Below are 13222 nucleotides of genomic sequence, written 5' to 3'. Positions count from 1 at the left end.
GGGCTGCAATGGCTCGCTCCACAATTTCAAACCGCTCACCCTTTCGCATCTTCCACACGATCGGCCTGCTCGCGGCCGCGGCGGCCATGCTGTTCGGCCAGCACCTCGCGACCGCGCAGGACGGCGGAGACACCGCGCTGGCGCAGACGCCGCTCTTCGTGAGCGAGAGCAATCCGCCACTGAACATGCTGGTGATGGGGCGCGACCACAAGCTCTACTACGAGGCCTACAACGACGCCTCCGACCTGAACGGCGACGGCGTGATCGACGTGGGCTACAAGCCCAATCAGATCGACTACTACGGCTATTTCAACAACAACGCCTGCTACGACTACGTCGGTGACAAGTTCACGCCCGCTGCGGCTGCCACGGGCGACAAGAAGAAGCTCTGCGGCGGAACCCGCTGGAGTGGCGACTTCCTGAACTACCTCACCACATCGCGTATGGATGCCATCCGCCGGGTGCTCTACGGCGGAACGCGCGTGACCGATACCGCCACCAGCACCGTGCTGCAAGGCGCCTACATACCGCGGGATGCGCATGCGTGGGGCAAGGCGTACGACCCCGTTCGCGATAGCTCCGTCTACAACATCAGCGACTACGCGCCGCTGGCTGCACCGGTGAGCGGCACCCGCCATCTTTTTGCCGTGACAACGCTGGGCGAGACCGGCGACGACGCCATCCCTCGCCTGCGTGTTCTCAACGACTCGACATTCCAGATCTGGGACTGGGTGTCCAAGGAAGGGACTGCGGGGCAGGACCTTTGCCTGGGTGGGGTGCCATGCGCGTCGGGTACGGTATTCCAGATGTTGCCCAGCACTTCGTTTCAGAACCTGAGCATCATGACGTGGAAGAAGACAAAAAATAGCGATGCGACACCGGGAAATGCGACTGAAATGGCAGCTTTCTTCAAAGCCAACGCAGTAAGCAAGAACCTATGCGGCACGAGCTCGCTTCAAGTGATCAATACCACCGGTGGGGGCAACAACCCGTTTCCCAGCACTAGCAAAGGCTGCGGCCAGGACAACTACCTGACGGAGATCAAGGGCAATGTCAATGTTCCGGAGGCAGGGACCTACATCTTCGCCGTTGATGGAGATGACGCCGTAGAGGCCACCATCGCTGGCACAAGCTGGGGCTGGTATGGCGGCCACGGCGCAGACCGCAGCCAAGACGGCCTGAAAAGTCACTCGAAGAGCATCACCCTCGCGAAGGGCTGGAACACGATCGTATTCCGCCATGTCGAGGGCTCAGGCGACGACAACTGGGGGCTGGCCTTGCAGGTGCAGGTACAGCCTGTCAGCGCCATCGTGACCCGCAAGGTGCGGGTGGAAGCCTGCTCCAGCACGAACGCGGCCTTGCGCGAAGCCAGCTGCAAGTCCTATCCGAACAGCGGCGGCACGGCCGTCTACAAGCCGACTGGCCTGCTGCACGACTTCGGCGAGAACGAAAAGATGTACTTTGGGTTGCTCTCCGGCTCGTACCAGAAAAACATTGCGGGCGGCATCCTGCGACGCAACGTCAGCAAATTTTCAGAGGAAGTCGATACGCAGACAGGACAGTTCAAGACCGATGTTGCCGGCATCGTGACCAACATGGACCGCCTGCGCCTGATCGGTTTCAACGGCAGCCAGTACAACGACTGCGGCTGGATCGTCGACGGCCCGATCAGCGGCAAGGCCGATCCGTCGATGTGTTCGATGTGGGGCAACCCTGTGGGCGAGATGATGTTCGAGACGCTGCGCTATTTCGCCGGAGCCTCGGGTGCGCACAGCCAGTACGACTATGGCAGCGGTGCCAAGGACAGTGCGGACCCGCTGAATCTTTCCAAGCCCGCATGGGTTGCGCCTTACACGGCAAAGGCCAACGGCGGCGGCGGCTACCCGTATTGCGCGCGTCCGGTGATGACGGTGCTCAGCGACATCAATCCCTCGTACGACACGAAGATGCCGGGTAGCCGCTATCAGTCCATCGACGCCAATGCGAGCGCCTTGACCGGCTTCAATGTCGCGAACGAGGTGCAGGCCATCGGCACGGCCGAGGGGATCAACGGCAAGAACTTCTTCATCGGGCAATCGAACTCGACCAACGCGAACGGCGCGCCGTCGGTGAAGACGGTCGACGATCTCTCCTGGGTGCGCGGGCTGTCGCCCCAGGAGCCAAGCAAGGAAGGCAGTTTCTACTCCGCAGGGGTATCGCGCTTTGCTGCCAACAATGCGGTTTTCGGTAGTGGCACGGTGAAGAACGCGCTGATGACTTATTCCGTGGCCATCGCCTCCCCGTTGCCGGAGATTCGCTTTCCGGTAGGCAATGGCCGGTTTGTGACGATCTCCCCCTTTGCCAAGTCGGTGACCGGCTTCAACATCAATCCCACGGTCTTTGCTCCAACCAATCAGATCGTGGATTACTACGTGGACCGCATCGCCAATACCGGCGCGGCGGACCAGAACGCCAGCATCAATGGGGGGCGGCCCTATGCGGAATTCCGCATCAACTACGAGGACGTGGAGCAGGGCGCCGACCACGACATGGATGCCATCTCGCGCTACACCGTCGCGCTGCAGGCGAACGGCACGGTGACGGTCGACATGCTGTCCGAGTACGCCGCGGGCAGCATCGGCCAGCACATGGGCTACGTGATCTCGGGCACTACCCAGGACGGCATGTATCTGGAAGTGCGGGACAAGGACACCGGCTCCGTTTATTACGCACTGAACACGCCTCAAGGACAACCGCCCGGCTACTGCGCGGACAAACCCAACGAGGCGTCGTGCGCCAATCTGCCGCTCACGGCAAGCCGCACCTTCACGCCCAGCACCACGGGCTCCTCCGGTAGCTTCCTCAAGGATCCGCTGTGGTATGCGGCTAAGTACGGCATGCCGGGGCGCAATCCGGCCTTGGTCGCGGGCGACCCGGACAACTATTTCCTGGTCACCAACGCCACCACGCTGAAGGCGCAGATGACCAAGGCCTTCAACGACATCCTGCAAAAGAACAACTCGGTGACGGCAGTGTCGGTGAGCCTGCCCGGTGGCACGATCGCCGCGGGCGCCGACGTCTATCGCACGCTGTTCGAGGCCGATGGCTGGGCGGGCGACGTGATCCGGGACAAGCTCACCGCGACGAACACCGCCGGCCCTGGTGGCACCACCACCACCAGCTTCAACACCGTGCGTCAGTGGAGCGCTGCGGCGAAACTGGCTGCGCGCGACAAGACCACGCGCAACATCCTGTATGCGGGTGCCGGTACCACCACGCCGACCCTGCGCCCCTTTACCTTCACGGGCATCTCCGCACAGACGGCCGATGCGGCGTGGCTCACGGCGCTCAACCTGCAACCCGGCACGAGTCCGGCCCGCGCCGACGGCAAGGCCGCACAGCGCATCGCTTTCCTGCGCGGCGAGAACGACGCGTTCCGTGCTCGCAACAAGGTGTCCACCGGCACAGATCTCAGCTCCAACGTGCTGGGCGACATCGTCAACTCCTCGCCTCTGCGCGTGGGCGGCGCGCTCTACAGGGCCGCCCCGGCGGATGCGCTGGAAGGCACCGGTAGCAACTACGCGACCTACATCACCGAACAGGCGGGCAAGTCCGAAATGATCTACGTGGGTGCCAACGACGGCATGTTCCATGCCTTCCGCGCCGCGGACGGCGTGGAGCAGTTCGCCTTCATTCCCACGGCGGTGCGCAACAACCTGAACACGCTCACCGCGCCCGATTACGGAAAGAAGGACGGAACGTCCCACCGCTACTACGTCGATGGCTCGCCTGTGGCCTCGGACGTGTATTTCGGCGCGGCGTGGCACAAGGTGGTGATCGGCAGCCTGGGCGCAGGCGGCAGGCAAGTGTTTGCGCTGGACGTGACCGACCCCGCGTCGCCCAGTCTCCTGTGGGAGTTCGGTTCCGACCAGAACGCCAACATGGGCAACTCGCTGCCGAAACCGACCATTGCCCGTCTCAATGATCCCGCAACCGGCAAGGGCAAATGGGTCGCGCTGGTATCCGGTGGTTATCAGGGCGGCAACAGCACGGCGGGCGGCGGCGGCGCCAGCATGTTCGTCCTGGACATCGCCAACGGCACGGTACTCCGGCAATTCGATCTCGATGGCGGCATGACGGCCGAGGAGGTGGCGGCTTCGCTGCCCCTGGGCAACGGCCTGTCGCGTGTGAGCGCTGTGGACAACACTCGCGATGGCAAGGTGGACGTGGCCTATGCCGGCGACCTGGCGGGCAACGTGTGGCGCTTCGACATGAGCAGCGGCAATATCGCGGCGTGGACGGTGCAAAAGTTCTATACCGCCAGGGACGCGAACGACAAGCGCCAGGCGATCACGACGGCTCCCTACGTGGTACCCCACCCCACGGGAACGGGCGATCTGGTGATCTTCGGTACGGGCCGCCTGCTGACTGCCAGCGACAAGAGCAGCACGCAGAGGCAGACCGCGTATGGCATCTGGGACCGCTACAGCGGCAGGGGGGCGACAGCGCCCACGCCGTTGCCGACAGCCTCCAAGGTGCGCACCAATCTGCAGAGCCAGTCGTTCGAGGAACTGGGGGCCGGTACGGGCAACTTCTCGCTGACGAACAACACGGTGAGTTGGTACAAGGCCAACGCCACCGGTACAAGAGACGCCGATGTCGACAAGTGGGGCTGGGTCGTGGACCTGCCGCGCAACGGGGAGAAGATGGTCTACGACATGACGCTGTATGGACGAGGGCTGTTCCTTACGTCGGTTCGGACTTCAGACGACGCTTGTGCAGCGGGCATGAGCGGAACGATCTACGGCATCGATCCGAATGGTGGCGGTCGTACCGACTACGTCGTGTTCGACATGAACAATGACGGGGTGTTCAATTCCGCCGACATGGTGGCGGGCGGCCAGGTCAATGGCACGCCAACCGGGGGAGGCAGTCAGACCGTGGGCGGGGGTCAGGTGTTCGACCCCAGCGGGGATCCCAAGAAGGCCGTCAACCACGGGTTGCAGTTTGGCCGGCAAAGCTGGCGAAAGCAGCCGCCGAACAACTGATGTTTCAAGTGCCCCTGCCGGAATGTCGAAGGCGGGGGCGTCGCCCTATGCCGCCCGCACTCGCCCAGGTGGCGAGAAGCATGTCTTTTGAAGGAGAAACCAGTGCGCAATGCTGAAAAGGGCTTCACCCTGATCGAGCTGATGATCACCGTTGCCATCGTCGGCATCCTGGCGGCGATCGCTTACCCGTCGTACACGGAGTACGTGAAGCGGTCCCGACGGGTGGAGGGGCAGAACTTGCTCAATGACGCTGCCGCGCGCCAGGAGCGTTACCGGGCGCAGAATGGCCTGTACGCCAAGACCGACCAGCTGGCCCAGCTCAAGGTACCTGCGTCGCCAAACGGCTACTACACACTGAGTATGGTCTCCGATGGCACCGCTTACACACTGACAGCCGGGCGCGCGTTGGCTCAAACTTCGGATACCAAGTGCGGCGACTTCACTTTGGATGACAAAGGTGCCAAGGGCATGGCAGCTGGGACCCCAGGTACAGTGCCGGATTGCTGGCGCTAGCACATAGCACCGGTGATCCCCATGTTCCGGCTCCACTGACACCCACCTGGCCTGAGCCATCTGCCGAAGCGGCGGTCTGGTGCAGGCGACTTTCAAGTCGCATGAAGACGTATCAGGTCAGGTAAGTTAAGTACACCGGCAGGCCGATCGGCACAATGCAGCGGATGACGCTTTGCGCCGAGCCTTTCGAGACAGCCGTCTTGTTTTCAAAGATTGATCGCGCCGCCCGCATAGGCCTTCTCGCATTCCCCTGGCTCTGCCCACTTGTCGCCGGGCCCTCGGTCAACGCCTGGCAACTGCTTGCGACCTGGACATGCATCGCAGGGCTGCTTGCGATGGGGCCGGTGGCCCGTCCCGGCCGCGAAGTCTGGACATGGCTGACGGCGAGCGTCATCGCCGTGGTGTTGTCGCGGCATGGCGAAGCGGCCTCTTCGTGGCTACCGGCCGCTGCGGCAGTGGCAGGCATTGCCGCAGCGGCTTGCGTGGGGGCCGGCATGGTGCGGCACAAGGCAGCTTGCCTCCCGATGTTTGCAAGCGCCCTCCTCGCTGCCGGCCTGCTCAGCGCCGTTCTCGGGCTGCTTCAGTACTACGGCTTGACTGAATCACTGGTTCCCTGGACCACCTCGCCTCCGCGGGGGCAGGCCTATGGCAACCTCCGCCAGCGCAACCAATTCGCCACGCTGATCAGCATGGCGATCGTCGTGGCACTATGGCTCCATGCCACGCATGCGTTCTTCTTGTCTCGCGTGCGGCGCGCACTGCTACCTGCCGTGGCGCTATTGCTGGTTGCCGCAGCTGCATCGACCTCGCGGACGGGCTTGTTGCAGTTGCTGTCGATCGTGATCGTGACGAGCTTCATCGCCCGGCGGGAGCGGCGTGCTGCCCCCGGAGCCCCTGTTTCAAACTTCAGCCTGCCACCGCCACTCGCACTGCTGGCCATGATCCCGCTCTACTTCGCCATCGCTTGGGCGTTGCCGCGCCTCGCAGGCAGCGGCGTCGAAGGCATGCTCCAACGCCTGCAGACCAGGACAGCCGACGATCACGGCCGACTCGTCCTCTGGCACAACGTGCTCACCCTGATCTCCCAGCGCCCCTGGACAGGATGGGGCTGGGGCGAGTTGAGCTTCGCGCACTTCATCACTTCCTATCCTAGCGCGCGCTTCACCGAGATCCTCGACAACGCCCACAACCTGCCCCTGCACCTCGCCGTCGAACTGGGCATCCCCGCGGCCGTCCTGATCTGCGGAGGCTTCATCTGGATGGTGATCGCCGCGAAGCCCTGGCGAGAGCGAGACCCCACCCGCCTGATGGCATGGGGCATGCTGGGCGCGATCGTTCTGCACAGTCTGCTCGAGTACCCGCTCTGGTACGGGCCGTTCCAGCTGGTGTTCGGGTTGTGTCTCGGGATTCTGTGGCCGGCCACGGCCGTGACCGGTCGTTCTGTCCCGGCGAGCACGAAGCCAAGATGGCTCGCAACCCGCGCGTTGTCGTCGTTTGCCGCTGCAGTCCTGCTGGCCATCGTTGCCTATGCCAGCTGGGACTACATCCGCATCAGCCAGATCTATCTGCCGCGCGATGAGCGTCTGCCCGCCTATGCAGACGACACGCTTTCCAAGGTCAAGGGGTCATGGCTTTTCGCGCGCCAGGTGGATTTCGCAGAACTCACGCTGACAGACGTGCCGCCAGCCAATGCAGCGAGGATGCATGCGCTGGCCGAACGCACCTTGCATTTCTCCCCCGAGCCGCGCGTCATCGTCAAGCTGATCGAAAGTGCCGAATTGCTGGGGCTGGACGACGAGGCCCGGGCGCAGGCCGAGCGCTTCAGGATTGCATTTCCAGCCGCGTTCGCTCGATGGCTGGGCGAGAAACAGAGCGATGCTCCCGCGCCATAAGTCTTCCCTTCGCCGAAGCGCGCGAGGCGCTCAGTCGGCCACCCAACTCCCCGACTTCCCCCCATGCTTCTCCAACACATGCACATCAGTAATCCGCATCCCCCGATCCACCGCCTTGCACATGTCGTAGATCGTCAATAGCGCCACCTGCACCGCCGTCAGCGCCTCCATCTCCACCCCGGTAGGCCCCACCGTCTCGACAGTCGCCGTGCAAGCCACCTGCGGCGTGCTCCCCCCTTCAGCCAGCGCAAACGCCACCGCCACCCGCGTCAACGCCAGCGGATGGCACAACGGGATCAGGTCGCTCGTCTTCTTGGCCGCCTGAATCCCGGCAATCCGCGCGATCCCCAGCACATCGCCCTTCTTCGCCGTTCCGGATTCGATCAGCGCCAGCGTCGCCGCCTGCATCTCGATGCGTCCGGTGGCCACGGCCACGCGGTGGGTCGACGGCTTGGCGGCCACGTCGACCATATGGGCCTGGCCCTGGGCGTCAAAATGGGTAAGTGTGCTCATGGGGGTACCTTCGTGCTTCGCACTGCGGTGCGCGGCGCTCATGGGTGAACGTTCGTTTTGAAGATGCATCATACGAGCCCAGCCATGGACGAGGAATGCCGCGCTTGACTCCCTCCGCAAAGCCCAAGACCCCCGCAACGCCCACCCTGCGCGCGCTATGCGCTTCCGTTTTGATAGCGGCGCAGGCCCTGTTGCCGATACCCGCCGGCGCGCAGATGCAGTCGATCCTGCCGGGCCTGGGCGACGGCGGTGAAATGACCGCCAGCGCCGAGCGCAGCCTCGGCGACCAGATCGCCCGCGAGCTTTATCGCGACACCGACTACATCGACGATCCGGTGATCTCCGCCTACGTCCAGGAGATCTGGCAGCGCCTGCTCGCCGCCGCCCGTGCACGCGGCGAGCTCACGCCCGAACTCGACGAGCGCTTCGCCTGGACCGTCCTCTTGGGCCGCGACCGCAACATCAATGCCTTCGCACTGCCGGGCGGCTACCTCGGCCTGAACCTCGGGCTGGTGGCCGCGGTGGGCAGCCGCGACGAGCTGGCGACCGTGCTCGGGCACGAGCTCTCGCACGTCACGCAGCGCCACATCTCCCGGATCATGAGCAAGCAGGGCAAGCAGATGCCGCTGATGATCGCGGGCCTCATCCTCGGGATGATCGCCGCCAGCAAGAGCCGCAACGGCGATGCCGGCCAGGCCGTGATCATGGGGAGCCAAGCGCTTTTCATGCAGAACCAGCTGAGCTTCTCGCGCGACATGGAGCGCGAGGCCGACCGCATCGGCTTCGGCGTGATGACGCAGGCGGGCTTTGCGCCGCAGGGCGCGGCGGCCATGTTCGAGAAGCTGCAGTACGCCTCGCGCCTGAACGACAACGGCTCCTACCCGTATCTACGGAGCCATCCGCTCACGACCGAGCGCATCTCCGACATGCAGGGCCGGTTCCAGTTCCGCATGGACACCGCCCCCGCGCTGCCGCTCGCGATGGACCACGCGATGATCGCCTCGCGCGCCCGCGTGCTGACGCGGCCGGGCGTCGACGTGCTGCGCCTCTGGATCGAGTCAGCCTCGAGCGGCGAGTTCGCCAGGAGCACGCCGGCCCAGCAGGCCGGAACGCTGTATGCGGCAGCGCTGGCGGCCAAGGAACTGCGCGACTACAAGGCGGCGCGCGCGCTGGTCGAGCGGCTTGTGGCGCGCACCGCGGAAGATCCGGCCGCGGCGAAGCAGGCGCGCTGGCTCAACGCCGAGATCGAGCTGGCCGCCGGCGCTCCGGCCAAGGCCGCCGCGCTGCTCGATGCCAAGTCGAAGGAGCGGCCCGAGATGATCCTCGCGGCCGAAGCCGCGACCGCCACGCGCCAGCCCGCGCCGATGATCCCCGTGCTGCGCGACTGGGTGGCCACCAATCCGCGCGATGCCACGGCGTGGCGCGTGCTGGGCAACCTGTATGGCGCGCAGAACGACACGCTGCGCGCGGTGCGCGCCGATGCCGAAGCCAACGTGGCGATCCTCGACTACCCGGCCGCGCGCGATCGCTTCAAGGCGGCACAGGAGCTGGTGCGCAAGTCGGGCGCATCGGGTGCACCCATCGACCACTACGAGGCATCGATCATCGACACCCGCGCGCGGGCCGTCGATGTGCTGGTGAAGCAGCAGGCGGAAGAGCCGCCGCTGAAGTAGCCGTGTTCAGCGCTTGGAAAGGAGGCCGCCCAGTGCGGTCTCGATGAGCAGGCCCAGCAGCGAGTAGATCAGCGAGCCGATCAGCGCGGCCACGAAGCCGTTGACGTGAAAGCCGGCGAGGAGCCCCGACGCCGCCCAGAACAGCAGCGCGTTGATCACGAACAGGAACAGCCCGAGCGTGACGATGGTGACCGGCAGCGTCAGCACCACCAGCACCGGCCGCACGATCATGTTGAGCAGGCCGATCACCGCGGCCGCGATGAGCGCGGAGCCGAAGCTGTTGACCTGGACACCGCTGTAGAGATAAGCCACCGCCAGCAGCGCGACGGCGCTGAGCAGCCATTTGATGATGATGCGCATGCGGCGCAGGATACCCCAGAGCCCCCAAAACAACGAGCCCCGGTGCGTTGCCGCACCGGGGCTCGTCAGTGTGTCTGCCTTGCTGCTTACTCGGCCAGTTCGTTCGCGAGGACCAGCAGCGCGCCCATGCCCATCACCGCGCCGGGAAAGGCCCAGCCCGACTGGTGGGCCGGCGTCTGTTCGGGCGTGACCGGTTCCAGGTCGACGCCGATCTTCGGACGGCGCGCATCGACCACATGGGTGGCGCCGTGCTCGCGCTTGAGTTGCTGCGTCAGCTCGGCCAGCGGCCCCTTGGCCAGCACCGGCGTCACCTGTCCGCCGTTGCGCTCGAGCAGGGGCAGCAGCTGGGCCTGCACCTTGCTGAACCACTTGGCGCGCCAGTTCTCGCGTGCGCTGTGGCTCACCCACTTGCTGATGCGATGCGTCATGCGCGGTGCGCAGGCCACGAGCACCCAATGGCGCGCCACGACGCTGTTGGCGTCCGGCGCGAGTTCGGCGAACTGCTCGCTGGCGTACACGGCGTCGTCGACATAAAGAATGATCTTTTCCATGAGTGCTCCTTCAGATAGTTAGAGTGGCAGAGACTGGTTTGGACAGGAAAGTTTCTCAGCGAAGTTTCTGGCGATCAATGGGGTATGCCAGTGCTCAGCCGGTCGTCACGGCCGTTGCCGGCTTGTTGCGGGCCTGGCGCATGGCCACCCACTTGCCGATCGCGAGCACCAGCAGCGCGCCGCCGATGCCGGCTGCGTACTTGATCGTGTCGGTCTGCGGCACCTTCGGCACCCAGGTCCAGTTGGCGGGGTTCGCCAGCGCGGGGTCCGAGACGGCCATCGTGCCGGCGATCCAGCCGAGCAGCATGCCGCCCAGCGTGATGATCATCGGGAAGCGGTCCATCAACTTGATGACCAGCTGGCTGCCCCAGACGATGATCGGAATGCTCACGAGCAGGCCGAAGATCACGAGCGGCATCTGGTGGCCTTCGCCTGCACCCTGTGCGGCGCCGGCAATGGCGATCACGTTGTCCACGCTCATCACCAGGTCGGCAATGATCACGGTCTTGACGGCGCCCCACAGCTTGTCGCTGCCGGCGATGTTGCCGTGCGCGTCGTCATGTTCGGGGGCCAGGAGCTTCACGCCGATCCACAGCAGCAGGATGGCACCCACCAGCTTCAGGAACGGGATGGCCAGGAGCGTGAGCGCGAAGAAGATCAGGATCACGCGCAGGATGATGGCGCCGGCGGTGCCCCACAGGATGCCCTGGGTGCGCTGGGCGGGCGGCAACTTGCGGCACGCCAGTGCGATGACGACGGCGTTGTCGCCGCCGAGCAGGATGTCGATCATGATGATCTGACCGACAGCGACCCAGAATTCCGGGGTCATGAACTGTTCCATAGGTTCCTCTTTGTCTTCGCGCCGTTCCTGCCGTTCCTTGTGTGGATCGCGACGGGCAGGCGCATACCGATGCGTTTCGATTCATCCCGCGCGGGGCTGGTCGAAAGCGAGAAAACGAAGACGCCGGGTGACTCCGGGGACTTGCGAACGCTTCGACCAAACCTGCACAGGTTCAAATCGAAGGTCTTGCTCGACAGCGCCTGCGCCAGTGCGCATGCGTTGTCCGAAAGGCCGGAAGTGTTTTGCTTCGTATTGACGACCTGTCGATTTCCGCCGTTGTGCACGGCGGTCGGGAGCTACTCCCCTTCGTGGGCGGGATTAGAGCATCGAAGGTTGCGGCGTGGCAATCGAAAGTTTTCAGGCCTTTAAGGAGAACTGCCCTGCAGGGCGCATGAACAGGGGATCTTGTGCTATCTGATTTGTAGCACTCATGCCCCTTCGAGGCCGCGGGACATTGCCGGACTATGATCGCCGCTCGCTGCTTTTTCACTCCCCATGGCCGCCATTCACATCACAGACATCGAGGCCGCCATCAACCACTGGCGCGCCAAGAGCCCCTCGCCCGACGGCGTCACGCTGGCGCCCGAATTGCGCGCGCTGGCCGAGGTCTACGCGCTCATGGTGTTCCACCACGAGGACGAGGTCGACGAGGTCGGCTTTCCGCCCAAGGCCTGGGCCGCGTGGCTCGACTGGTACCACAGCACCCCCGACACGCCCTGCATCGCGATCTGTTCCACCAGCCAGGGCGACGACGAATGCAAGGGGTGCGGGCGCACCTTCGACGAAGTGCAGCACTGGCCTGCCATGACCCCGGTCGAGAAGCGCGTGACCTGGCGCCGCATCACGATGGAAGACTCGGCCTGGCGCTTCAACAAATACGCCGAGCGGGCGCGCGAGGCCGAGCCACCGCAATGGCCCGACGACCCCGCGGAGCCCGTCGGCCCCGACGACACGCCCTGAAGAGGCAACACCCGTGCGTCGCCTCGCCCAAGCACCCAATCTCGCGATCGCGACCCTGTGGATGCACGCCTTGCGCGAGGACGGCGTCGAAGCCACGGTGCAGCGCGAGTTTCTCGGGGCCGTCATGGGCCAGCTGCCGCCCGACCAGTGCTTGCCGGAAATCTGGATCGACGACGAGCGCCAGTTCGAGCGCGCGAAAGCGTTGCTGCATGCGATACAGAACCGGCCGCAGCGCAACTGGCAGTGCGTGTGCGGCGAGCGGATCGAAGGTGGGTTCGAGCAGTGCTGGCAGTGCGGCGAGATGATGCCGGCGGCCTAGGCGCCGCTCATTTCCAGCGCAAGAGTTCGACGTCGATGCTGTGGGTGCCGTCGCCCAGCGTCAGCGTGTTTTCCTGGATCGTCGCCTGCAGCTGCATGCTGCGCTGCGCGAGCGCGGCCAGCGCCTGCGAGGCCTCGGTCGGCACGCGGTAGACCTTCAGGTTCTGCGGCCGCGTGAGCTTGTTCTCGATGCCGCGCCACCAGATCTCGGCCGCATGGTTGAAGCAGTAGACGATCACCTCGTCCGCCTTGCCGCAGGCCTTGATGATGGGCTTGTCCTCGGGCTGGCCGACCTCGATCCAGATCTTGGTCTCGCCCGTGAAGTCGCGCAGCCACACATCCGGCTCCTCGACGTTCGAAAGGCCCGCGCCGAAGGCCAGTGTGCCGTCGCCCTGGCAGATGTCCTGCAGCTGGTGGGCGTTGAGCGCGAGCGCGACGAGCCGGATCATCATCCGTTCGTCGGTCTCGCTCGGGTGGCGCGCCAGGGTCAGCGCATGGTCGGCGTAGTAGCCGTGGTCGATGTCGGCCACCGCGAGGGTGGCCTTGAAGATGGTGGATTTGAGGGCCATGGGTG

General features: G+C 64.8%; 11 protein-coding genes. 6 read left to right on the top strand and 5 right to left on the bottom strand.

Going from position 1 to position 13222, the window contains the following annotated elements; genetic code table 11:
* The first annotated feature begins 8 nt into the window (after nucleotides 1-8).
* The 3 genes from GNX71_RS32810 to GNX71_RS32800 all read left to right on the top strand — a co-directional run bounded on the left by GNX71_RS32810 (nucleotide 9) and on the right by GNX71_RS32800 (nucleotide 7432).
* The gene (locus GNX71_RS32810; protein ID WP_241027112.1) at nucleotides 9-5027 is read left to right on the top strand and encodes a PilC/PilY family type IV pilus protein; all 5019 of its coding nucleotides are present in this window, start codon (nucleotides 9-11) and stop codon (nucleotides 5025-5027) included.
* Nucleotides 5028-5129: 102 nt separating this feature from the next.
* On the top strand, nucleotides 5130-5540 hold the full coding sequence (locus GNX71_RS32805; RefSeq protein ID WP_206176248.1) for a type IV pilin protein: 411 nt from the start codon (nucleotides 5130-5132) through the stop codon (nucleotides 5538-5540).
* A 164-nt stretch (nucleotides 5541-5704) separates the two neighbouring features.
* Nucleotides 5705-7432, top strand: a complete 1728-nt coding sequence (locus GNX71_RS32800) for a Wzy polymerase domain-containing protein (RefSeq protein ID WP_206176247.1) — start codon at nucleotides 5705-5707, stop codon at nucleotides 7430-7432.
* A gap of 30 nt (nucleotides 7433-7462) precedes the next feature.
* On the opposite strand, the gene moaC is transcribed toward GNX71_RS32800, so the two are convergent.
* Nucleotides 7463-7945, bottom strand: a complete 483-nt coding sequence (gene moaC / locus GNX71_RS32795; RefSeq protein ID WP_206176246.1) for a cyclic pyranopterin monophosphate synthase MoaC — start codon at nucleotides 7943-7945, stop codon at nucleotides 7463-7465.
* Nucleotides 7946-8040: 95 nt separating this feature from the next.
* Here moaC and GNX71_RS32790 point away from each other — a divergent pair, with 95 nt between their 5' ends.
* Nucleotides 8041-9618: a M48 family metalloprotease gene (locus GNX71_RS32790; protein WP_206176245.1), complete on the top strand. Its 1578-nt coding sequence runs from the start codon at nucleotides 8041-8043 to the stop codon at nucleotides 9616-9618.
* A 6-nt stretch (nucleotides 9619-9624) separates the two neighbouring features.
* On the opposite strand, the gene GNX71_RS32785 is transcribed toward GNX71_RS32790, so the two are convergent.
* The 3 genes from GNX71_RS32785 to GNX71_RS32775 form a co-directional block, all read right to left on the bottom strand.
* On the bottom strand, nucleotides 9625-9978 hold the full coding sequence (locus tag GNX71_RS32785) for a phage holin family protein (protein WP_042577359.1): 354 nt from the start codon (nucleotides 9976-9978) through the stop codon (nucleotides 9625-9627).
* Nucleotides 9979-10064: 86 nt separating this feature from the next.
* Nucleotides 10065-10529: a hypothetical protein gene (locus GNX71_RS32780; RefSeq protein ID WP_206176244.1), complete on the bottom strand. Its 465-nt coding sequence runs from the start codon at nucleotides 10527-10529 to the stop codon at nucleotides 10065-10067.
* Nucleotides 10530-10623: 94 nt separating this feature from the next.
* Nucleotides 10624-11370 (bottom strand): TerC family protein, encoded by a 747-nt coding sequence (locus tag GNX71_RS32775; protein ID WP_206176243.1) that lies wholly within the window; start codon nucleotides 11368-11370, stop codon nucleotides 10624-10626.
* A gap of 495 nt (nucleotides 11371-11865) precedes the next feature.
* On the opposite strand from GNX71_RS32775, the gene GNX71_RS32770 reads away from it, so the two are divergent.
* Entirely contained in the window at nucleotides 11866-12330 is a 465-nt protein-coding gene (locus GNX71_RS32770) for a DUF3717 domain-containing protein (RefSeq protein WP_206176242.1), read from the top strand.
* Nucleotides 12331-12343: 13 nt separating this feature from the next.
* Complete coding sequence (locus GNX71_RS32765; RefSeq protein ID WP_206176241.1) at nucleotides 12344-12649, top strand: DUF2007 domain-containing protein; 306 nt, start codon at nucleotides 12344-12346, stop codon at nucleotides 12647-12649.
* Nucleotides 12650-12656: 7 nt separating this feature from the next.
* Here GNX71_RS32765 and GNX71_RS32760 read toward each other — a convergent pair whose 3' ends face one another.
* Complete coding sequence (locus GNX71_RS32760; protein ID WP_206176240.1) at nucleotides 12657-13217, bottom strand: YaeQ family protein; 561 nt, start codon at nucleotides 13215-13217, stop codon at nucleotides 12657-12659.
* Nucleotides 13218-13222 lie beyond the last annotated feature (5 nt).

Origin of the sequence: Variovorax sp. RKNM96, assembly GCF_017161115.1 — a bacterium.
Classification (GTDB): Bacteria; Pseudomonadota; Gammaproteobacteria; order Burkholderiales; family Burkholderiaceae_C; genus Variovorax.
Note: the sequence above shows the minus strand (reverse complement) of the source record. Positions and strands in the feature narration are given on the sequence as shown.

Coding starts and splice junctions, on each gene's coding strand:
- GNX71_RS32810 (WP_241027112.1), top strand. CDS start 9: ATGGCTCGCTCCACAATTTCAAACCGCTCACCCTTTCGCATCTTCCAC.
- GNX71_RS32800 (WP_206176247.1), top strand. CDS start 5,705: ATGACGCTTTGCGCCGAGCCTTTCGAGACAGCCGTCTTGTTTTCAAAG.
- moaC (WP_206176246.1), bottom strand. CDS start 7,945: ATGAGCACACTTACCCATTTTGACGCCCAGGGCCAGGCCCATATGGTC.
- GNX71_RS32790 (WP_206176245.1), top strand. CDS start 8,041: ATGCCGCGCTTGACTCCCTCCGCAAAGCCCAAGACCCCCGCAACGCCC.
- GNX71_RS32785 (WP_042577359.1), bottom strand. CDS start 9,978: ATGCGCATCATCATCAAATGGCTGCTCAGCGCCGTCGCGCTGCTGGCG.
- GNX71_RS32780 (WP_206176244.1), bottom strand. CDS start 10,529: ATGGAAAAGATCATTCTTTATGTCGACGACGCCGTGTACGCCAGCGAG.
- GNX71_RS32775 (WP_206176243.1), bottom strand. CDS start 11,370: ATGGAACAGTTCATGACCCCGGAATTCTGGGTCGCTGTCGGTCAGATC.
- GNX71_RS32770 (WP_206176242.1), top strand. CDS start 11,866: ATGGCCGCCATTCACATCACAGACATCGAGGCCGCCATCAACCACTGG.
- GNX71_RS32760 (WP_206176240.1), bottom strand. CDS start 13,217: ATGGCCCTCAAATCCACCATCTTCAAGGCCACCCTCGCGGTGGCCGAC.